Source organism: Shewanella sp., from assembly GCF_041630135.1.
GTDB lineage: Bacteria > Pseudomonadota > Gammaproteobacteria > Enterobacterales > Shewanellaceae > Shewanella.
Genome location: NZ_JBFKLW010000071.1, coordinates 1 through 20,235, shown reverse-complemented (window position 1 = coordinate 20,235; position 20,235 = coordinate 1). Strand labels below are relative to the sequence as shown.

General features: G+C 52.3%; 21 protein-coding genes. 12 read left to right on the top strand and 9 right to left on the bottom strand.

What is annotated here, in order from left to right; genetic code table 11:
• Positions 1–431: 431 nt before the first annotated feature.
• The gene (locus ABYK60_RS16060) at positions 432–806 is read left to right on the top strand and encodes a DUF2750 domain-containing protein (protein WP_372873027.1); all 375 of its coding nucleotides are present in this window, start codon (positions 432–434) and stop codon (positions 804–806) included.
• Between the two features lie 12 nt (positions 807–818).
• Positions 819–1,235 (top strand): hypothetical protein, encoded by a 417-nt coding sequence (locus ABYK60_RS16055; RefSeq protein WP_372873026.1) that lies wholly within the window; start codon positions 819–821, stop codon positions 1,233–1,235.
• 83 nt (positions 1,236–1,318) lie between these two features.
• On the opposite strand, the gene erpA is transcribed toward ABYK60_RS16055, so the two are convergent.
• Entirely contained in the window at positions 1,319–1,669 is a 351-nt protein-coding gene (gene erpA / locus ABYK60_RS16050) for an iron-sulfur cluster insertion protein ErpA (RefSeq protein ID WP_220066934.1), read from the bottom strand.
• Complete coding sequence (locus tag ABYK60_RS16045; RefSeq protein ID WP_372873025.1) at positions 1,662–2,465, bottom strand: DUF6776 family protein; 804 nt, start codon at positions 2,463–2,465, stop codon at positions 1,662–1,664. The genes erpA and ABYK60_RS16045 overlap by 8 nt, the downstream gene beginning before the upstream one ends.
• A 109-nt stretch (positions 2,466–2,574) precedes the next feature.
• On the opposite strand from ABYK60_RS16045, the gene ABYK60_RS16040 reads away from it, so the two are divergent.
• The 4 genes from ABYK60_RS16040 (at position 2,575) to nhaD (ending at position 8,490) form a co-directional block, all read left to right on the top strand.
• Positions 2,575–4,290, top strand: coding sequence for a chloride channel protein (locus ABYK60_RS16040; protein ID WP_372873024.1), 1,716 nt, complete (start codon positions 2,575–2,577; stop codon positions 4,288–4,290).
• A gap of 140 nt (positions 4,291–4,430) precedes the next feature.
• Positions 4,431–5,450: an aspartate carbamoyltransferase gene (locus tag ABYK60_RS16035; RefSeq protein WP_372873023.1), complete on the top strand. Its 1,020-nt coding sequence runs from the start codon at positions 4,431–4,433 to the stop codon at positions 5,448–5,450.
• Between the two features lie 30 nt (positions 5,451–5,480).
• Complete coding sequence (hemL, locus tag ABYK60_RS16030) at positions 5,481–6,764, top strand: glutamate-1-semialdehyde 2,1-aminomutase (protein ID WP_372873022.1); 1,284 nt, start codon at positions 5,481–5,483, stop codon at positions 6,762–6,764.
• A gap of 478 nt (positions 6,765–7,242) precedes the next feature.
• Entirely contained in the window at positions 7,243–8,490 is a 1,248-nt protein-coding gene (gene nhaD, locus ABYK60_RS16025; RefSeq protein ID WP_372873021.1) for a sodium:proton antiporter NhaD, read from the top strand.
• An 89-nt stretch (positions 8,491–8,579) separates the two neighbouring features.
• Here the strand turns inward: nhaD and ABYK60_RS16020 are convergent, their stop codons facing one another.
• On the bottom strand, positions 8,580–9,707 hold the full coding sequence (locus tag ABYK60_RS16020) for a general secretion pathway protein GspB (RefSeq protein WP_372873020.1): 1,128 nt from the start codon (positions 9,705–9,707) through the stop codon (positions 8,580–8,582).
• A complete protein-coding gene (locus ABYK60_RS16015; protein WP_372873029.1) occupies positions 9,707–11,497 on the bottom strand; it encodes an ExeA family protein in 1,791 nt (596 codons plus the stop codon). The genes ABYK60_RS16020 and ABYK60_RS16015 overlap by 1 nt, the downstream gene beginning before the upstream one ends.
• A gap of 186 nt (positions 11,498–11,683) precedes the next feature.
• Between ABYK60_RS16015 and ABYK60_RS16010 the strand changes: the two genes are divergently transcribed.
• Together ABYK60_RS16010 and ABYK60_RS16005 are read left to right on the top strand one after the other, a co-directional pair.
• On the top strand, positions 11,684–12,955 hold the full coding sequence (locus ABYK60_RS16010; protein ID WP_372873019.1) for a multifunctional CCA addition/repair protein: 1,272 nt from the start codon (positions 11,684–11,686) through the stop codon (positions 12,953–12,955).
• 183 nt (positions 12,956–13,138) lie between these two features.
• Entirely contained in the window at positions 13,139–13,402 is a 264-nt protein-coding gene (locus ABYK60_RS16005; protein WP_011758950.1) for an Lpp/OprI family alanine-zipper lipoprotein, read from the top strand.
• Between the two features lie 117 nt (positions 13,403–13,519).
• Here ABYK60_RS16005 and ABYK60_RS16000 read toward each other — a convergent pair whose 3' ends face one another.
• The 4 genes from ABYK60_RS16000 to folB form a co-directional block, all read right to left on the bottom strand.
• On the bottom strand, positions 13,520–14,335 hold the full coding sequence (locus tag ABYK60_RS16000) for a putative RNA methyltransferase (protein WP_372873018.1): 816 nt from the start codon (positions 14,333–14,335) through the stop codon (positions 13,520–13,522).
• 66 nt (positions 14,336–14,401) lie between these two features.
• Positions 14,402–15,202: an undecaprenyl-diphosphate phosphatase gene (locus ABYK60_RS15995; RefSeq protein WP_372873017.1), complete on the bottom strand. Its 801-nt coding sequence runs from the start codon at positions 15,200–15,202 to the stop codon at positions 14,402–14,404.
• A gap of 9 nt (positions 15,203–15,211) precedes the next feature.
• The gene (gene folK / locus ABYK60_RS15990; RefSeq protein WP_372873016.1) at positions 15,212–15,715 is read right to left on the bottom strand and encodes a 2-amino-4-hydroxy-6-hydroxymethyldihydropteridine diphosphokinase; all 504 of its coding nucleotides are present in this window, start codon (positions 15,713–15,715) and stop codon (positions 15,212–15,214) included.
• A gap of 2 nt (positions 15,716–15,717) precedes the next feature.
• The gene (gene folB, locus ABYK60_RS15985; RefSeq protein WP_372873015.1) at positions 15,718–16,077 is read right to left on the bottom strand and encodes a dihydroneopterin aldolase; all 360 of its coding nucleotides are present in this window, start codon (positions 16,075–16,077) and stop codon (positions 15,718–15,720) included.
• Between the two features lie 265 nt (positions 16,078–16,342).
• On the opposite strand from folB, the gene plsY reads away from it, so the two are divergent.
• On the top strand, positions 16,343–16,924 hold the full coding sequence (gene plsY / locus ABYK60_RS15980; protein ID WP_372873028.1) for a glycerol-3-phosphate 1-O-acyltransferase PlsY: 582 nt from the start codon (positions 16,343–16,345) through the stop codon (positions 16,922–16,924).
• Between the two features lie 77 nt (positions 16,925–17,001).
• Here the strand turns inward: plsY and tsaD are convergent, their stop codons facing one another.
• Entirely contained in the window at positions 17,002–18,015 is a 1,014-nt protein-coding gene (tsaD, locus tag ABYK60_RS15975; protein WP_372873014.1) for a tRNA (adenosine(37)-N6)-threonylcarbamoyltransferase complex transferase subunit TsaD, read from the bottom strand.
• Between the two features lie 233 nt (positions 18,016–18,248).
• Here tsaD and rpsU point away from each other — a divergent pair, with 233 nt between their 5' ends.
• From rpsU to dnaG, 3 genes are all read left to right on the top strand, one after another.
• A complete protein-coding gene (rpsU, locus tag ABYK60_RS15970; protein WP_011758943.1) occupies positions 18,249–18,464 on the top strand; it encodes a 30S ribosomal protein S21 in 216 nt (71 codons plus the stop codon).
• Positions 18,465–18,470: 6 nt separating this feature from the next.
• Positions 18,471–18,914 (top strand): GatB/YqeY domain-containing protein, encoded by a 444-nt coding sequence (locus ABYK60_RS15965; protein WP_372873013.1) that lies wholly within the window; start codon positions 18,471–18,473, stop codon positions 18,912–18,914.
• A gap of 81 nt (positions 18,915–18,995) precedes the next feature.
• Positions 18,996–20,235 (top strand): DNA primase (dnaG, locus tag ABYK60_RS15960; protein WP_372873012.1); only part of this gene is annotated, 1,240 nt, incomplete at its 3' end.

Below are 20,235 nucleotides of genomic sequence, written 5' to 3'. Positions count from 1 at the left end.
GCCGCATGAGGGGCGCGCTCCTGCCAGGATTAAGCTTCATAAAAGATCTGATGGCGGATGTAATTGTTGGGATGCCTTATTACAAGGCATTCCTCCCCCCACTGCCAATACGCAATACTGTCTGTTCCTGTCCCTGTTCCCTGTCATAAAAAACCTTCAATCCCGATGTTCAACCTCCTGAGATATTGCGGCTCCAGCCATCAAAAACTGGCGCAACAGCCTGAATTTAAAGGTATTAAGCATTATAAATAGATAAGCGCGCAACATAACAAAGCCTTCATTTTACTCTCAATAGACTCAATGACTGCTCTTTTGCATACACCACACAAGTGATACCATGCCGCCATAAGATGCCCCTGGAGGCTCTGACAACCTCAGACCTCAAGACCGGAGCAGGTTCAGGGCATATCCCCCTAGTGAGAGTAATTCCAATGAGCAAAAAAACGCTGGCGCAAATCACCGCCATGAATCCAGACACGCGATATGACTATCTTGTCGAGCAGGTCAAAGCCAATCAGGAAATCTGGACCCTGCAGGATGTAGACGGCTGTGTCATGTTGACCACTGAAGATGAGGATTGCATTCCCATGTGGCCAACGGAAGAAGCTGCGGCTCTTTGGGCTGTAGATGAGTGGAAAGACTGTGAGCCCTTAGCCATCCCTCTTGACGAATGGCTGGAGCGTTGGGTAACCGGCATGGAAGACGACGAACTCTTGGTTGCCGTATTTCCGGTACAGGACGATTTGGGTGTTGTCGTTCCTCCATGGGAACTTGAAAGCCGCCTGAAGCCAAAGACCCGCCACTAATACGGAGCCAAGATGACCGACAAGCCTGCCAATAGTCCAATGCCAAAACGCCTGATGGTCTTGATGTTGCTGTATGTTGCTGCAGCCGTCAGTGGTCTGGTCGCCAAACAGGGCGTGCTCTTTTGTCTGCTTACCCTGCTGATGGTTCTGGCTGTCTTTGCTCGCCAGAAGGCAGGTTTGTGGTTTTTGCGTGGCTACACCCTGGTACAGCTGGGAATGGTAAGTCTGTTGCCGTTCATTCTGGATCAGGGTGAAGACGTTGCCACAGGCCCCAACACCTTAAATGTGGCGGGTTTGCCCTTTGAAGCCTCCGACTACGCGATTTTTGCAGTGCTGATTGGCTTTTGTGCGCTGCAGGTATGGTTGGTGTTTACTCCCAAGGTGGGGAAATTCTTTAACCGGGCGCAGAATTTTAACCTGATGAGCTAAACTGGCCTCAACAATAATTTCCTTTGCACCAAATATAAAAAAACCGCCCTGAGGCGGTTTTTTTATATTTGCTTTTGCTGTATTTACACAGAGAAGCTGGCACCACAACCACAAGTGGTGGTCGCGTTGGGATTTTTCACAAAAAAGCGTGAACCTTCCAGGCCTGAGGTGTAGTCCACTTCGCCACCCATCAGGTATTGCAGGCTCATGGGGTCGACCACCAGCTGCACGCCCTGCTTCTCAACAGTAAAGTCGCCGTCGTTCACTTTCTCATCAAAGGTGAAACCATATTGGAAGCCAGAGCAACCGCCACCCGTAACATACACTCGCAGTTTCAGGGCTTCGTTCTGCTCTTCATCGAGAAGGGCCTTAACCTTGGCAGCGGCCGCATCGGTGAAAGAGATGGGCATGGCTACGTCAGCTTGTTCAGTCATTACTACCTCGTACTTCAGATTGCTGCTCGGAATTATCCGTTACCTGACTATTTTGTTCAAGTATTATACCGGGCTCTTTTGTCTCGCCAGTAAGCATTGGCAAGGTAAACTCCTGCTCGGCCTGCGCCGCCTTATTATAGCGCCCCTTGGTGACTTTCAATTTGGCCTTGATACCCGTCAGCTGAAAGCCTTCCGGCAAATTCACTGGCGTCTCCAGCACCTGGAAATAACGGAAATCAAAAGGTTCCAATTGCCCACCAATATCTTCCAGCGCCAGGTTGGACGGTTGATTGTCCACCAGTCCGGTTAAGGTCAACTCCAGCTTTCCTTTGATGTTTTGCCGCCGTTTTTGCAGCTGGGTAAGCACGACCTTAATCCGCTGCTGACCATCCTGGATGGCGGGCAGTAATTCCATACCGTGAATAGTCACACCTTCGGCGTTTTCATTGGGCATCATGACAGCCCTGTAAAATGCCAACTCACGCTCAAGCTCCCGCTGTTTCGCAGCCTGCTCAGCAAACATGGCCTGCATCTGGCTGTTGGCTTCTTTTTCTACCGCTAACTCCAGATTGCGGCTTGCCAACAACTGATTTTGTTTGTTCAACTGCTCAGCCAACTGCTTACTTTTACCACCACCCAAATTGAGTACAGGCTGATCCAGCGACAGCGTAAGATGGTAACTGAGGGCGCCAAGCAAAAAAGCGACCAGCATCAACAAACCTAAATACCAGCTCGAAGGACGGAATTTGCGCTCCATCACTTGCAGCCGATCGAGCCAACGTTGATAATTCACCATTGAATAACAGCCTCTTAGTGAAACACACAGACTCCGGAAGCGTCCGGAGACGGGGCAGAATAGCAGCTAAGGCAGGGCAAAGGCCAGCGCCTGAAGCCCCAAGGCAGGCATGAAGATCAAGACCCGGCTCGAGGTGATGCGCCGCCTCACCCATAAGTACGTTAACAATGAACTCCGAGACAAGCTGTCCCAGGCACGGATCAGCCTGCAACTCTGTGCCCTGGCACTTTGCTTCGCTGTCATAGCTTCACTGGTGATCATCGTATTCCGATTAATGCTGGAAGGGGCGAACCATTACACAGGTGTCGGGGATCTGGACATCAATGCCGTGGTCTACGACTGGCGAGCGCTGCTGCCGCTGCTGGGAGCACTGCTGATCTGGCTGGTAGCCACCCTGGGCTCCAAACGCTATCGCCGTATGGGCATTGCCTATGTATTGCATCGTTTTAAGTTACATTATGGCAAAATCCCACTGCAATCTGCTCCCGGTCAGTTCTTTCAGGCTCTGTTTGCCCTGGCCACCAATTTTTCCGTCGGCCGTGAAGGCCCGGCTATCCACCTGGGCGCCGTAAGCGCCAGCGTGCTGGCCGAAAAGTTCAAACTTCCCGATAACAGCGTCCGCATCATGTGCGCCAGTGGCATTGCCGCCGGTATCGCGGCAACCTTCAATGCGCCGTTGGCTGCGGTGGTATTTGTCTTCGAAGTGGTAGTGCGGGAATACAAAATTCATTACTTCTTCCCCATCATGATCTCCGCTATTTGTGGTGCAGTATCCAGTCAGCTGGTATTCGGTAATGTGCATGAGTACGACAGCATTCAGGTTATCCATATTCCGCTGGATCACTATCCATTATTGGCGCTGGGCGGGTTAGGACTTGGACTTGCCGCTGCGGCATTTAACTGGACCTTACTGAAAGTCACGGCCACAGGGCAGCATTGGCCCTTGATAGTGCGGTTGCTGCTGGCGGGCAGCATCACCACTATCATAGGTATTGCCCTGCCTCAGGCCTTGGGCTCAGGCGATTTGGCCATTAATGCCGTGATTGCCGACAACCCGGGGCTATTGCTGCTGATAGCGGTGCTGATTGGCAAAATGGCAGCCACCATAGCCGCTATTGGCCTGGGGGTTCCCGGTGGTTTGATTGGTCCGCTCTACGGTATAGGTGCTCTTCTTGGCGGTATTCTGGCACTCATCAGCGCCATGCTGTTCCCATCGATTGCACCTTATGTGGGGCTCTACACTGTGATCGGCATGACTGCCATGATGGGGGTGTGCCTCAGCGCACCACTGGCTGCCTTAGTCGCGTTACTGGAAATGACCAACGATGCCTCGATAATCCTGCCAGCCATGTTCGTGACCATTCCGGCATTTTTGGTGGCTTATCAGTGGTTTCAAACCGAGTCGGTATTGTTCCGCCAACTGGATATCATGGGACTAGGCTACAAGGTGCCGCCGGTGAATCAGGGGTTACAAAAAACCGGCGTGCGCGCCCTGATGGACAGGCGCTTTGTGGTGGTCAAAAATGACGATGAGCTGCTGCTTGAGGTCATGAAACGGGCTCAGGGACGTCCGGTGATGGTGACAAATGATGACGGCGAAATTCAGATGCTGCGGCTCGAAATGCAGTCCTTTGAGGACAGCACCACACTATCGCGCCAGCCCATGATGGGGCTTCCCGATACCGCCACCCTCAATGAAGTCTACGAATTGCTTTCCCCGAAAAGAACTGGCGAAGTCTATATATATCAAAACCATCGTGAACATTTAGTCGGTGTTATCAGCTGGGCCAAGCTGCAACAGGAAATTCGCTCTGGCCAGGTGTGATACCTGCGAGGTAATTTAGCCACTGCCATTTAAAAGCGTGCGCCCTTCTGCTATAGTTGCGCCTCAGCCAAACCCTACATAATCACAGGGTCGGAATTGCCTTCAAGCACTCCGATCCACAGCAATTGGAAAGCCGGCTGATGACTCAGTTCAAGGGATCTCACATCCTCTCCGTAAACCAGTTCGATCTGGATTCGATTCAAACCATTTTCAGTGTTGCCGAGCGTATGACGCCCTATGCGTTGCGGGAAAAGCGTACCCGTGTGCTGGATGGCGCGATTTTGGGCAACCTGTTTTTCGAGCCCAGCACCCGTACCAGGGTCAGCTTTGGCTGCGCCTTCAACCTGCTGGGTGGGCGTGTCGCTGAAACTGTGGGCATGGCATCTTCGTCTTTATCCAAGGGCGAGTCGCTGTACGACACAGCAAGGGTTCTGTCGACTTACTCAGATGTAATTGCGATGCGTCACCCCGATGCCTACTCGGTGCGTGAATTTGCTGAAGGCAGCCGCGTGCCGGTAATAAACGGCGGCGACGGCCCCAACGAGCACCCAACCCAGGCACTGCTGGACTTGTTTACTATCCAGAAAGAACTGAGCCACGCCGGTATGGGCGTTGATGGCATGCACATTGCCATGGTAGGTGACCTTAAGTTTGGCCGCACAGTGCATTCCCTGTCACGCCTGTTGTGCCTGTACAAGAACGTCAGCTTTACTCTGATTTCGCCCAAAGAGCTGGCAATGCCCGATTATGTGATAGCCGACATTGAAAATGCCGGTCACAAGGTCACAATAACCGATCAGCTGGAAGGCAATCTGGACCAGGCCGATATTCTGTACCTGACCCGCATTCAGGAAGAGCGCTTCCCCTCACAGGAAGAAGCCAACAAGTATCGTGGCAAGTTTCGCCTCAACCGCAGCATCTACACCCAGCACTGTAAATCCAATACGGTTATCATGCATCCACTCCCCCGGGACTCCCGTGCCCAGGCCAACGAGCTGGACAATGACCTGAACAGCCACCCGAATCTGGCCATTTTCCGCCAGGCCGACAACGGGCTGCTCATTCGCATGGCGCTGTTTGCCCTGACACTTGGGGTCGATGACCAATTGGAAAAATACGAGTGTCCGGTTAACTGGTATTCACGCAAGGCTGACTTCTAAGGGTCGGCCACTGACTTAAAGGATTGATACATGACCCGTTCTGAAACCTTGTTTGAACAGGCTAAGAAAACCATTCCCGGTGGCGTAAACTCACCGGTGCGCGCCTTCAATGGCGTGGGCGGTACCCCTCGCTTTATCGAAAAAGCCGACGGCGCATACATCTATGATGCTGACGGTAAGGCCTATATCGATTACGTGGGTTCATGGGGCCCGATGATCCTCGGCCACAACCACCCTGCTATCCGCGAAGCCGTGCTCAAAGCCGTTCACAACGGCCTGTCTTTCGGCGCGCCGACTGAACTTGAAGTCATCATGGCCGAAAAGGTTATCGAGATGGTGCCTTCGATGGATCAGGTACGTATGGTGAGTTCTGGCACCGAAGCCACCATGAGCGCCATCCGTCTGGCCCGCGGTTACACCAAGCGCGACAAAATCCTTAAGTTTGAAGGCTGCTACCACGGCCACGCCGACTGTCTGCTGGTAAAAGCAGGCTCAGGCGCCCTGACTCTGGGTCAGCCAAGCTCACCGGGCATTCCGGAAGACTTCGCCAAGCACACGCTCACCGCTGTGTATAACGACCTTGAGTCAGTACAGTCATTCTTCGACCAGTATCCTGAAGACATCGCCTGTATCATCATCGAGCCGGTTGCCGGCAACATGAACTGTATTCCACCAGTGCCTGGCTTCCTGGAAGGCCTGCGCGCCCTCTGTGACAAGTACGGTGCCCTGTTTATCATCGATGAAGTAATGACCGGCTTCCGTGTGTCCAGAAGCGGTGCCCAGGGTCACTATGGCGTGACCCCGGATCTCACCACCCTGGGTAAGGTCATCGGCGGCGGTATGCCCGTTGGCGCCTTTGGCGGCAAAAAAGACGTGATGCAGTATCTGGCACCGGCAGGCCCTGTGTATCAGGCCGGTACCCTGTCGGGCAACCCGATTGCCATGACTGCCGGTCTGGCGCAGCTCGACGCCCTGTGCGCTGATGGCCTTTATGAAGAACTGGCCGCCAAGACCAAGCGCATCGCCGAAGGCTTCAAGGCCGCTGCCGACAAGCACGGTATCCCGATGGCCATCAACTACGTTGGCGGCATGTTCGGCTTCTTCTTCACCGACGAGCAGCACATCACCCGTTTCGACCAGGTGACCCGCTGCAACATGGATCACTTCCGCGCCTTCTACCACGGCATGCTGGATGAAGGTGTGTATCTGGCTCCAAGTGCTTATGAGGCAGGCTTCCTGTCCATGGCTCACAGTGACAAGGAAATTGCCGAAACCCTGGCTGCTGCAGATCGCGTTCTGGCCAAGATGAAGTAATAGCATCACCACTGAACAAGCCACAAAAAGGACGCCCGAGGGCGTCCTTTTTGTGGCTGTAGTCTTATCAATTTTTTTGGTTTTCGCTTTAATATGGGCTACTGCTTACAAGCCCTTTTTACCGCATGAAAACCCAAAAGTCAGCCCTGACAAAAAGAACAGTTTTTTTTGAAACTGCTGGTGACAGCATAACTACCCGAGTGAATCTATGTCGGGTTTCCAAACCAACTCAATTATCTGAATTAGTCACTACCAACAGTTTTTTATTCTGCTCACACACCGATTTTGTATGACTCCGGTCACAATCTTTCAACTAATTGCGTAGAGACTAACTGTTGCGTTCTCGCTGCCATTATGGTCTGATCCGCTCGCCCATGATGTTGCTAGCATAGCGGGCTTAATCATTCCTTGATTTAAACCCGCATCAAGCCTGTTTATTGGGCACAATAACCCCCCTATCTGCAGCAGGATGTGCGTTATGCTCCATACCTTTTTGATCATTCTGGCGATACTGGCGTTGCTCAGTATCATCTTTGAAGAGGTTACCCACCTCAACAAAGCCAAAACCACATTGTTTTTGGGTTGTGTGTCATGGGTGGTGCTGTTTATGGCCGCCGGAGGTGGTGAGCATACCGAATTGGTTGCTCATGAGCTCAACGAAAACTTGCTGGAAATCGCGACATTATGGTTGTTTTTAATGTCCACCATGACCTTTGTTGCCTACCTCAACGCCAAAGGCATGATCCAGATTATGGTGCAGAAAATTTTTCCGCAGCGGGTGTCTGTGCGGATGTTGATGATCCAGGTTGCCTTTTTCTCTCTGGTACTGTCTGCCTTCTGTGATAACGTCACCGCAACCCTGGTATCCCTCGGCCTGCTCACCACCTTCAAACTGGATAAGCAAATGCGGCGCCGCATGGCAGTATTGATTATCTTTGCGGTGAACTCAGGTGGGGTTGCCCTTATCACGGGCGATGTGACCACCCTGATGATTTTCCTTTCAGGCCATGTGCATATCTCTGAACTGCTAATCCTGTTTATTCCTGCTGCGGCAAGTGTATTCCTGCTGGCAATATTGTTTTCGATGAACGCCAAGGGTGAAGTGAGCACCACACCTATCAAACGTGCGTATCAACGGGTGGACATCGCCATTGCGCTGATTTTCTTTACCACCATTATCATGACCATGGTGTTTAACGTGTTGTTTGGTATCCCTCCGGTTCTGACCTTCCTCACGGGGCTGTCGGTCATGTTTCTGGTCGGTCACACTATCCGCTCAGACAAAGAAGAAACCAAAATCCTCGAGTATATTCGTCAGGTGGAATACGACACCCTGCTCTTCTTCCTCGGGATCCTGCTGCTGGTAGGTATGCTTAAAGAAATTGGCACTCTGGAGTTACTGACTCAGGTGTATGCCATGTACGACCCTAATATCTCCAACTTTGTCACAGGTATGGGTTCGGCCATTCTCGATAACGTCCCCTTAACCGCAGCACTGCTGAAGGCAGAGCCAGTGTTAACCACCCCTGAATGGCTGGGATTGACTTACGCTGTGGGTGTGGGTGGTTCGCTGCTGGTGATAGGCTCGGCCGCAGGCATTATCGCCATGAGCAAAGTAAAAGAACTGACCTTTGTTACCTACCTCAAGTATGTACCTTCACTGCTGCTGTCTTACGTTGTCGGCTATGGTCTGACACTGCTGATTGCGTACCACTTTTACGGCTAAGCCGGTTGCAACAAGCCGGAAAGTAAAAAGGCGCCCCAGGCGCCTTTTTACTTTCCATTGAGTGCATTTTTAAGCACACTCAACACCGCTTAAATCGCTGGCACCTTGAAAGCGGTGCCATCAATATCCAGCACCACATCTCTTGGACGAATTTCAACAATCCGTAACTTTCCCTGAATACTGTCGCCTTCCTGCAGTTCGGTACCATCTACATTGAGCCAACGCTGCGCTGGATCATTGGAATACACATGAGCCATGATATTGAACTCAGGCACCATCAGTTGCAGCCCTGCAGGTAAGTCCCCATAACGCGGATAATCTGAGTTACTGGGGATGGTGGACAGGGGCTCTGGGGTTACATCCTGGTTAATGGACTCAGTGAACTCCACTTCTTTAAGCGCCGCTTCAAACGCCTGCACCAGGGCATCGCCGCTAAGAGGTTCAACTTGCTTCTGGGTTTGACTGCGCGCAGGTGCAACAGGCTCAACACGATGCAGCCCTAGCTCAGCCGCAGCCTTATCTACCTCAGCCTGCAATGCTGCCACGCCCTGCTCTCTTGGCGGAGTGGCTGTTTGCCTTTGGGTAAGCACCTGCCGTGGGCGGGACTCTTCCACCTGCATCACCTCATCAAAAGCGCGACGTTGATCGTCTGTCACTCCACCAGCCATTAATGCCTCAAGCCGGGCAGCTCTTGTTTCAGCGGTTTCTTCCGCCATCTCAAAACTGAGTCCGGCATTGGGATCCTCAAGGCCGCTGCCAGCATTGGCAGTAGCAGTATAATTTGTCGCGGGTGCCAGACTCACGGGTGCCGGCAAGGCCGACTTTCCAGCCAGACGAACGCCGTCGGCGGCAAAGCCGGCTTGCGCTGTACTGGTATCGGTTTGCTGCACTGTTGTTTGAGATGTAACCGATGGCCGGACCTGAGCGGCTTGCACAGAGGCTGGCTGAACAGAACTTGTTTGCACGGCTGCCATCTGTGTTATCGGTGGCGTAGCTGCCGGTTTGGCATAAGGTGTCATCTGACCTGACATCAGCCAATGATTGACGCCCCAGGCCGTCGCAACTGCAAGTGCCAGCGCTCCTGGCAACAGTAACCTCTTGCCGGGCAGACGGTTACTCACAGGTGCTGAATACAAGGGGCGTGGGCTTGAAATGGGATCAAACTCAGTTTCGTGTTGTTGTTTGCTGCGACTTACCGCATCGAGCAGAATGGACATCAGTAGTGTCCCCCCTGCACCAACCGCGGCCCTTCCTGGCTTAGATAGAGATTAAGCTGCGCCAATGTCTGGCTGCCAGCAATACCATCTGCCTTAAGCCCATGTTGGCGCTGGAATATCTTAAGCCGTTCTTCAAGCTCTGCATCAAACTGAGATAACAGCCGGGGAGCACTGTTTTCAACCCGTGCGAGACCATTCTCAAGCCACTGAACTTCCGGTTGAGGGGATGAAATGCTGATTTCCCGTGGACTGTAGGATGGCGCCTGCCACAATAATTCAAAGGTTCCTGTAAAGTGGCGGTTAAACCAGTCACGATTAACCCAAAGCTGTTGCTCGGCTAATTGCACCAGCAGTTCATCACCATCACGTTCAATGACAGTAGCAAAAAACTCATTGCCGACATCATCCATCATATAGGCAACAGCCGGGTAGTTGAGCTTGACCAGATTGAACCAGGTGCCCTGCTGCTGAAAGCACGACAGTCCCTGCTCACGAGCCGACTCACAAGGGCTGAGATGCTGCACCGGTGCCAGGCCCCAGGCACCAAAGAGCGCAGCAAAAGCGGTATCGAGCCTGCGGCTTTGGGCTACCGCCTCCGTGAGAACCCTGTCCCTCACTTTTGCCTGGCGGGCTTCCAGTGCCAGCTGCTCAGCTTCGGCATCTGTTACCCGCGCAATCGCTTGGGGTTCTGCAGGTGAAGGCGTCTGAATTGACGGCTCAGCCGCAACAGTCTGCAGCTCTGGCTCACTATTTTGCTCAATATTGGACTCAGAAACGGCAGATGCATTGGCTGTATCCCTTGTAGTTGTAACCGCAGCGGTTGGCGGGGAATTCTCTGCAGCAATGTTCACAGCACCATTCTCAGCCGATATGGCCAGCGGCACGCCACTCAAGCGGTTAAAGCCATAAAGTGCAACGCCGAATGTGATAACGGCCGCCACGCCAATCACTGCCGGACGCTCAAACCAATGATGTTTGGACTCATCAAGCCCCAATACTTCCACTGCGGCCTGCCGCACCATCTGTTTATTGATTGGCACCTGACTGCGGGCGAAACCCGCCATCAGGGCTCGCTCACACAATAAATTGATGATCCGCGGGATACCACCACTGGCATCGTGCAGCGCCTTTATGGCACCGGCGTTAAACAAAGGCTCAAAGCGGCCCGCCACCTGCAGCCTGTGTTGCACATAAAGGCTTACCTCCTGCGCGGTCAATGGCAACAGGTGATAACGGGCAGTAATACGCTGGGCAAGCTGTCTGAGCTCCTGACGCTTAAGCAATTGCTGCAGCTCCGGCTGACCAATCAAAATCACCTGCAGCAACTTTTTGGTATCGGTTTCGAGATTAGTGAGCAATCGAAGCTGTTCCAGCACCTCGGCCTTAAGATGCTGCGCCTCGTCGATGATGAGCACAGTATTGCGACCGGCATCGTGGTTTTTAAGCAAAAAGCCACTGATAAGGTCTGTCAGTTGCTTCAGGCTGGGGGATTCACCATAGGGGATTTTCAGCTCATCGCAGAGAGTCGCAAGCAATTCAAGCTCGGTCAGTGCTGGGTTGAGAATAAAAGCAGTATCTGTAGTCTCAGGCAATTGACGCAATAAACAGCGGGATACCGTGGTTTTGCCTGTCCCCACTTCGCCGGTAAGCAGCACAAAACCACCGGTTTCACCAAGCCCGTAGGTCAGATGAGCCAATGCCTCTCTGTGCCTGTCACTTAAAAACAGGTAGCTGGGGTTGGGGGCGATGGAAAACGGGTTATCCTTGAGCCCATAAAACGCCTTGTACATGCCTTGCTGTTCCTCCAAAAAAACTGCCTGCGCACCATGAATGCAATTTTGTCGGTTCGCACAGTGCTGCCAAAGTAATGCCAGTGCGGGGTAAAGTCAAAAACTCTGCCGGGGAGCATTGGGGCTATCACGAAAGCCCCCGCTGGCGTGTTAAGCTAAAACAAAGCTATCCATGGAACCAAGCTATTGAAAACATATCTGGTTGGCGGCGCGGTGCGTGACCACTTGCTCGGCCTTGAGGTGAAAGACAGGGATTATATGGTGGTAGGTGCCACTATCGATGAAATGCTGGCTGCCGGGTTTCGTCAGGTCGGGCGTGATTTCCCGGTATTTTTACACCCCGAAACCCAGGAAGAATATGCCCTTGCCCGCACTGAGCGCAAATCCGGAAGCGGCTACGGCGGCTTTGAATGTCACGCAAGCCCGGATGTAACCCTGGAGCAGGACCTGAAACGCCGGGATCTGACCATCAATGCCATCGCCAAAGATGATGAAGGCACACTCCACGATCCCTGGGGCGGCTTGGCAGACATTGAAGCGCGTCAGCTAAGGCACGTTTCCGAAGCCTTTGTAGAAGACCCGCTGCGGGTGTTGCGGGTTGCCCGCTTCGCAGCCCGTTTCGCACCACAAGGTTTTACGGTTGCACCCGAGACTCTGGCCCTGATGCGGGAACTTGCCCAAAACGGTGAGCTTTTGCATCTGACCGCCGAGCGGGTATGGCAGGAGCTCGACAAGGTGCTTGGCTGTGAGCGGCCGGAGGTGTTCTTTGAGGTACTTCGGGAATGCGGGGCACTGGCAGTGCTATTCCCCGAAATAGATGCCCTGTTCGGTGTTCCTCAGCCCGAAAAGTGGCATCCGGAAATAGATACCGGCATTCACACCCTGATGGTATTAAGAGAAGCAGCCAGACTGACCCCCAATCGGGCTGTTCGCTTTGCTGCGCTGGTGCACGATCTGGGCAAAGCCCTCACTCCCAAAGAACACTGGCCCAAACACCACGGACACGGGCAAAAAGGGCTTAAGCCAATAAAAGCCCTGTGTGAACGTATAAGGGTTCCGAGGGACTACCGGGATCTGGCTCTGTGGGTCAGTGATGAGCATCAAAATATTCACAATGCCACCGAGCTCAGGCCCGAAACCGTACTTAAACTGTTCGATAAGCTGGATTTGTGGCGTAAACCGGACAGGCTCGGATGGGTCCTGTTAGCCTGTGAGGCTGACATTAAAGGCAGAACCGGTTTTGAACATCAGGATTATCCACAAAAAAATTATCTGACTGCCTGTTTTAATGCCGCCATAAAAGTGGATGTAAAAGAAATTATTGATGCTGGTTTTAAGGGTTCAGAAATAAAACAAAAGCTGAGTGAAAAACGTACAGCTCAAATAGCGTCGATAAAAAACTCTTTCCGAATTGATGCAAAAGCTTCACCTGTGAAAAATTTTGACCCTCAGATGTGAAATTTCAATTCATACTTTATCAAATAGGGACTTGAAACTTGCATTCGACTGAATTTTCGATAAGGTAAATGAACGAATTGATGAATATTCGTAGCAAAAAAATTTGGCTATGACATAATTAGCCAGCTTCAGTTGCCAGGCAGCTGAGGTGTTAAAATCCAACCTATCTTAAGGGATGTTTTCATGAAAAAAGTACTGCTGATCGCCGGTGTTGCTATGACTGCTCTGCTGGGTGGCTGTGCCAACACTACCGCTCTGGAAGAAAGCGTTGCTAACCTGAGCAACAAAGTAGACCAACTGTCTGCTGACGTGAGCGCTCTGAAGTCTGAGCAAGGCCAGATCGCTGCAGATGCCAAAGCTGCCAAAGCTGCTGCAATGGACGCACAGGCCGAAGCCAAGCGCGCCAACGACCGTCTGGACAACGTAGCTTCTTCTTACAAGAAGTAATGTTATGTTGGTACCGGCAATGCTTTCGGGCGTTGCCGGTATTTTTTTGCCCAAAATTTGCCATAAAAAAATGGGACCGTGCAGAACACAGCCCCAACATAATTCTTCGCAATAACATCAGGCCTTTTTGCGGGCCACAATAATCCTGAAATCCATCTCGAGTGCATCGAAGTTCGTCTTGGCTATCGACTTTCTTACGCTTTCTTTTACCCGCCAGGCCCAGGGTGCCATATCCATCAGCACCAGGGCATCCTGCGAAGGGATGGATAAAGACCAGGACACCGGCTGCTGCTCCAAAATCTCAAGGGTTGATGGCAGTTCCAGCGTAAAGGATTTTTCTTCCAGCCCGGGGTACACAAATTCCCTCAATTGCCATAAGTGGCGGGGACCGGGCACCAGCATCAGTAACAGCCCGTCAGGCTTGAGCACTCTAAGCCACTCTTTGCCTTTTAATGGCGCTTCAAGCAACCACAGCATATCAGCCGACGCATCCGCAAATGGCAAGCCCTTCAGCGAGGTAAAACACACACCCTCCATGCCTGCCTTGGCAGCGGCAAAAGCTTCGTTCTCCGCCTCCAATGGACTAAAGAGTTGCACTTGAGTACCCAATTCATCCAGCACTGCTTTCAACTGTTTTCCGAGCCAGGCGTTACCGGCCCCCTGCTGGATACACTGCAATTCTCCGGTAGCCGAGAACTGACCTACCACACGGGCCAGAGCTTCGATAGCGACGCCATAAATACCTGAGGTCAACAAGAACTGTCTGGCGCGGAGGGTATCGCGACTCTCGGCATTTTTCGGTTTTCGGGCTGGAAAAAAGTCCCAATAGCCGATGGCATGACGGTCAAAGTGATGCTTTCCATCGCAATACCAGCCCTTGGACTCTTGATGGGCGTGCAGCGGCTGGCGGCAAAGTGGACACTGAAATTGCATGGGAACTCCTCATAACGCTTAACAAAAAAGGCGGCCTGGCCGCCTCTTTGGCCCTCAAGTTCTCTGTTACAGGAAAATAAATCCACAGAGAAACACACCCAGGGCAAGGCGATAAATCACAAAGGGCGTCATGCCCATACGGCTGATAATTTTAAGGAAGAAATAAATACAGGTATAGGCCGCAACAAAGGACAGCACCACCCCCAACCCCAACGCATGCCAGTCAACCACATGGCCTTCGCTGATGATGTCTTTGGTCATCAACAGTGCCGCCCCCAATATCACCGGAATCGACATCAGGAATGAAAAACGGGCGGCAGCCTCACGTTTCAGGCCGAGCATCAGCGCAGCAGTAATGGTAATGCCGCTGCGGGAAGTACCCGGAATAAGAGCCAAAGCCTGAGCAATACCAATCAGCAATGCCTTGCGCCAGCCGGTTTGGTATTCGGTCATTTCATCTTTAGCTATGCGGTCGGCAAACCACAGCAACAGGCCAAAAACCACTGTGGTGATGGCAATCACACCGGGGCCCCGCAGATGAGTTTCCACCAAATCTTTTGCAGCAAATCCCACCCCAACCGCAGGAATAGTGGCCAGAATAATCCACCAGGCAAGTTTACTATCGTCGCATTGCTTGCCCTTGAAGATGCTTGCGAGCCAGGCCTGTAACATGGCCACAATTTCTTTGCGGAAATAAATCACCACTGCCAGCAGCGAGCCAATGTGCACCGCCACATCAAACGACAGCCCCTGATCTTCCCAACCAAACAGCTGCGCCGGCAAAATAAGATGTGCCGAGCTGGAAATCGGCAAAAACTCGGTCAACCCCTGAATAAGGGCAAGAATAATGACCTGCAAGGTATCCATAATATTCCTTTACTTAGCGGGCGCTGCGTCCCAAGAGAATGCCACCGGCCACAGACGCTGGCTTTGTTTATTAAAAGCTTGCCAAAGGGACTGGTAATCATGACCGGCAAGCGGATGCACCTCTTCTGGCGCAATATCGGCAAGGGGCCAAAGAACAAACGCATTGTGCAGAATTTCGGCTCTGGGCAGCTCGACCGGCGCTTGGCAAACCTGATCGCCATAAAGCAACAAATCCAGATCCAGGGTACGCGCACTGAATTTTTTGGCACCGGGCTTACGGCCATTATCCAGCTCAATTTGCTTAAACAGCGTTACCAGAACCGCTACATCAAGCTCTGTGTCGGCGCCTATCACCATATTGAGGAAATGCTCACCCTCAAAGCCTACGGCCTCCGACTGATACACAGGAGAAAGACACAAGGCGCCGAGATGGGCCTCAAGGGCCTCACGGGCGTTTCTTAAGTATTTTTCCGGCTCTATGTTACTGCCGACGCTGATATAAATCCGGGCCATGCTCAGCGCTCTCCTGCGCGGCGCTCAATTTCTACGCCAACGGCTTCAGCCGCTTTCACGGCGCCGGGTTTCATCACTCTCACCCGCACCCAGGACACCTTGAACTCATCCAGCACACAGCGTGCAGTGATTTCGGCCACCGTCTCAATCAGTTCAATGGGCTTTTCCGTGATGAGAGCTGTAAGACGATTCGAGACAGTCTCATAGCACAGGGCATGATTGTAATCATCGGTGGCTGCCGCGGGCGCTATGTCCCACGCCATATCCAAATCCAACAGCAAGGTTTGCTGTTTGGCTTTTTCCCAATCGTAGATACCGATCACAGTATCGATACGCAGGGCGCGGATCAGCACTTTATCCATGGTATTTCCTGAGGTCTGACAAGCTTGAGCCTGCTTTACCGGTATAATCCGTCCGCCGATGGGGGCAATCGATGGATTACTCTTTCTCATTGGCGCCAAGGGCGTTAGGATAACGCCTTAAGAATCAATATTTACCGGCATGCATGCCCAATAATGAATCGAGTCCGTCTTTAGCGGTTACACACCATCCCAAGACAGGCCGCGATAATACCTTAAGACGCGTAAGGAAACCAATTTGACCAGCGAAATTGCATTAACGGCTTTGATGATCCTGTGCGCCTATCTGGCAGGCTCAGTTTCCAGTGCCGTGCTGGTTTGTAAGCTACGCGGTTTGCCCGATCCCCGCACACAGGGTTCAGGGAATCCCGGCGCCACCAATGTTCTGCGGATTGGCGGTGCCAGCTCAGCTGCCATGGTGCTGTTATTTGACATGTTAAAGGGGGCAATTCCGGCATACATCGGCTTTAAGTTGGGCATAGATTCTGTGTGGCTTGGTGTCATTGCCATCGCCGCGTGCCTGGGCCATATTTTCCCCGTCTTTTTTGGCTTTAAAGGTGGCAAGGGCGTCGCCACAGCTTACGGGGCTATCGCCCCCATTGATGGCTATCTGACTGTACTGCTGATTGTTACCTGGATATTGACAATGCTGGCCACCCGCTATTCATCGGTGGCGGCTTTGGCTACCGCTTTACTTGCCCCAATATACACCTGGTGGCTTGATGACAGATTTACCATACCGGTGGCCATGCTCTCGACCCTGATCCTCATTCGCCATAAGGACAATATCAATCGTCTGCTGAAGGGCGAAGAGTCCAAGGTATCGCGAAAGAAAAAACCGAAAGACTGACTTTTTGCATGGTTCCACTCATTAGATAAACAAAAATGGCGCCGTTGGGCGCCATTTTTGTCATGTCATCTATTAGCTTACACTGCCGACAAGGTATCAAGCGGCCAGCGCGGCTGACCTTTGACGGCCAAATCTTCAAGCTGACCTGCTTTCAGACGCTGCAATCCCGCATAAGCAATCATGGCACCATTATCAGTACAAAACTCACCGCGAGGGTAATACACCTTACCATTGAGCTTTTCCATCAAAGCACCAAGACCTTCCCGCAAGCGCACGTTGGCACTCACGCCACCGGCAATAACAAGGCGCTTGTAGCCGGTTTGCTCGAGCGCGCGGCGACACTTGATAGACAAGGTATCCACCACGGCCTCTTCGAAGGCACGGGCGATATTGGCGCGGGTCTGCTCATCGTCAGGCTCGGCGGCAATGGTGTTGGCAACAAAGGTCTTCAGACCGGAGAAACTGAAATCCAGTCCGGGTCTGTCGGTCATGGGGCGCGGGAACTTGTAGTTGGCAGGCAGACCGGATGCGGCCAGCTTGGCAAGCCGCGGACCGCCGGGATAATCCAGCCCCATAAGCTTTGCGGTCTTATCAAAGGCTTCACCGGCTGCATCGTCAATTGACTCACCCAATACTTCATAACGACCAATGCCATCAACCTTAACCAGCATGGAGTGCCCACCGGACACCAGCAAAGCTACAAAAGGAAATTCCGGAGCATCTTCTTCAAGCATGGGTGCCAGCAGATGCCCTTCCATATGATGCACACCTACCGCGGGCAAATTCCAGGAAAACGCCAGCGAGCGCCCAACGCAAGCTCCAACCAACAAAGCACCAATCAGCCCGGGGCCTTTGGTATAACAGATCCCATCCAGATCTTCGATGCGGGTATCAGCATTCTTCAATGCCTCGCGAATAAGCGGAACTATCTTACGAACATGGTCACGGGAGGCAAGCTCAGGCACAACACCACCGTAATCGGCGTGCAACTTCACCTGGCTATAGAGAGTGTGCGACAGCAGGCCCTTCTCTTCGTCATAGATGGCAATACCTGTCTCGTCACAGGATGTTTCGATTCCCAGAACCCGCATTTTCCGTATTTTCCTCCGCGTAAAAGGGCGAACAATTCTACCCGCTAAGCTAGTATTACTCCAGTAAAGCAGAGCCCCAGATCCTCTGCAGATCCTTTTTCAGTGGACTGGGGCTTTACATTAAATGCAGGTTCGGTTTAAAATTCCGCACCATTTTAATCCTTACTTGGAGAAGTTGTGGCCAAACGGGCATGACCAATCCAATGCAACTTACACCTAAGGGGTGATGGCGTATGCCAATCGTTAAAGTACGTGAAAATGAACCATTCGACGTAGCTCTGCGTCGTTTCAAGCGCTCTTGTGAAAAAGCAGGTATCCTGGCCGACGTGCGTGCTCGTGAATTCTACGAGAAGCCAACTACTGCCCGTAAGCGCGCCAAGGCCGCTGCGGTTAAGCGTCTGGCCAAGAAGCTTTCTCGCGAAAACGCACGTCGCGTACGTTTATACTAATCCCTTATGAACCTGACAGAGCAGCTTAAAGACGAAATGAAAAAGGCCCTTGTCGCCAAAGACAAGGCTCGCCTCGGTACAATTCGTCTGGCACTGGCCGCCATCAAGCAGATCGAAGTGGATACACGCGAAACGCTGAATGACGACCAAGTACTGGCTGTCCTGACCAAGATGGTAAAGCAACGTCGCGATTCAATTGCCCAATATGAGGCTGCGGGTCGCAACGAACTGGCTGAGATCGAAGCGGCGGAAATTTCGGTTATCGAAACCTTCCTGCCTGCCCAACTCAGCGAAGATGAAATTGCTTCGTTGATTGAGGCGACTATCGCCGAAGTCGGAGCCGCCACCATCGCGGACATGGGTAAAGTAATGGGAGCACTTAAGCCGAAAGTTCAGGGACGTGCCGATCTGGGGGCCATAGGCCAGAAGATCCGTGCCAAACTGCAATAATCGACTTATGTGTATGAACAAGCCGTGCATTTGCGCGGCTTGTTTGTTTAACTGAGCTTTTGGGGAATTGAAGCAAGCAACGTGGCCATACCTCGTGATTTCATCAATGATCTGATAGCCAGAACGGACATAGTCGAGCTTATCGACCGTAAAGTGCCGCTCAAAAAAGCAGGTAAGAATTACTCTGCCTGTTGTCCCTTCCACAGCGAAAAATCACCCTCATTCACCGTCAGCAGAGATAAGCAGTTCTATCACTGTTTTGGCTGTGGCGCCCACGGCAATGCCATCGACTTCGTTATGGAGTACGACCGGCTGAACTTTGTCGACGCCATTGAGGATTTGGCAGGTCAGCTGGGGCTCGAAGTCCCCCGAGAGCAGGGCAGCGGCCCGCGCCGGGATGAAGGACTGGCCCGCGATTTATACCAGCTGATGGAAGAAGCGGCCAGATACTACCAGACACAGCTTCGCCAACATGCCGACAAGCAGAAGGTGGAAGATTATCTGGCTTTCCGCGGTCTGTCCAAAGAGGTTATCGACAGTTTCGGCATCGGCTTTGCGCCCGATGGCTGGGACGGTTTACTGGGTCGCTACCGCCAGAGCCAGGATGCTCAGGATAAACTGCTCACTGCCGGCATGCTTATCGAGAATGACGGTGGCAAACGCTACGATCGTTTCCGCGATCGATTGATGTTCCCTATCCGCGATCGTCGTGGACGGGTAATAGGCTTCGGCGGCCGAGTGCTGGGTGACGGCACACCAAAATATTTGAATTCGCCGGAAACGCCCATATTTCATAAGGGGCAGGAGCTTTACGGCCTCTATGAGCTGAAGCAAAAACATCGCGATCCCGTAAGGGTGATGATTGTGGAAGGCTACATGGATGTGGTGGCACTTGCACAATACGGTATCGACTATGCCGTAGCGTCGTTAGGCACCTCCACTACAGCTGAGCAGTTCCAATTGCTGCTTCGCAGTGCCAAGGAAGTCATCTGTTGCTATGACGGCGACAGAGCTGGTAGTGAAGCTGCCTGGCGGGCGATGGAAACTGCCCTGCCACTGCTGAAACCCGGTGACAATGTAAAATTTATGTTTCTCCCCCAGGGAGAAGATCCGGACTCACAAGTCCGTAAAGAAGGTAAAGACGCCTTCGAACTGCGCGTTCAGAATGCCCAGTCGCTGACAGATTATCTGTTTGAAACGCTGTCGCAAAAATTCGGAACCGACAAAGGCAACCTGGCCAAACAGGCCATCGCCTTGATTGAAAAAATAAAAGACCCGGTGCTGGCTAATCTGCTGCTTGAAAACCTTGCCCACAAACTGG

Coding starts and splice junctions, on each gene's coding strand:
- ABYK60_RS16055 (WP_372873026.1), top strand. CDS start 819: ATGACCGACAAGCCTGCCAATAGTCCAATGCCAAAACGCCTGATGGTC.
- ABYK60_RS16040 (WP_372873024.1), top strand. CDS start 2,575: ATGAAGATCAAGACCCGGCTCGAGGTGATGCGCCGCCTCACCCATAAG.
- tsaD (WP_372873014.1), bottom strand. CDS start 18,015: ATGCGGGTTCTGGGAATCGAAACATCCTGTGACGAGACAGGTATTGCC.
- folB (WP_372873015.1), bottom strand. CDS start 16,077: ATGGATAAAGTGCTGATCCGCGCCCTGCGTATCGATACTGTGATCGGT.
- plsY (WP_372873028.1), top strand. CDS start 16,343: ATGATCCTGTGCGCCTATCTGGCAGGCTCAGTTTCCAGTGCCGTGCTG.
- ABYK60_RS16045 (WP_372873025.1), bottom strand. CDS start 2,465: ATGGTGAATTATCAACGTTGGCTCGATCGGCTGCAAGTGATGGAGCGC.
- ABYK60_RS15995 (WP_372873017.1), bottom strand. CDS start 15,202: ATGGATACCTTGCAGGTCATTATTCTTGCCCTTATTCAGGGGTTGACC.
- ABYK60_RS16035 (WP_372873023.1), top strand. CDS start 4,431: ATGACTCAGTTCAAGGGATCTCACATCCTCTCCGTAAACCAGTTCGAT.
- rpsU (WP_011758943.1), top strand. CDS start 18,249: ATGCCAATCGTTAAAGTACGTGAAAATGAACCATTCGACGTAGCTCTG.
- ABYK60_RS16005 (WP_011758950.1), top strand. CDS start 13,139: ATGAAAAAAGTACTGCTGATCGCCGGTGTTGCTATGACTGCTCTGCTG.
- erpA (WP_220066934.1), bottom strand. CDS start 1,669: ATGACTGAACAAGCTGACGTAGCCATGCCCATCTCTTTCACCGATGCG.
- folK (WP_372873016.1), bottom strand. CDS start 15,715: ATGGCCCGGATTTATATCAGCGTCGGCAGTAACATAGAGCCGGAAAAA.
- ABYK60_RS16000 (WP_372873018.1), bottom strand. CDS start 14,335: ATGCAATTTCAGTGTCCACTTTGCCGCCAGCCGCTGCACGCCCATCAA.
- ABYK60_RS16020 (WP_372873020.1), bottom strand. CDS start 9,707: ATGTCCATTCTGCTCGATGCGGTAAGTCGCAGCAAACAACAACACGAA.
- ABYK60_RS15965 (WP_372873013.1), top strand. CDS start 18,471: ATGAACCTGACAGAGCAGCTTAAAGACGAAATGAAAAAGGCCCTTGTC.
- ABYK60_RS16060 (WP_372873027.1), top strand. CDS start 432: ATGAGCAAAAAAACGCTGGCGCAAATCACCGCCATGAATCCAGACACG.
- ABYK60_RS16015 (WP_372873029.1), bottom strand. CDS start 11,497: ATGTACAAGGCGTTTTATGGGCTCAAGGATAACCCGTTTTCCATCGCC.
- nhaD (WP_372873021.1), top strand. CDS start 7,243: ATGCTCCATACCTTTTTGATCATTCTGGCGATACTGGCGTTGCTCAGT.
- hemL (WP_372873022.1), top strand. CDS start 5,481: ATGACCCGTTCTGAAACCTTGTTTGAACAGGCTAAGAAAACCATTCCC.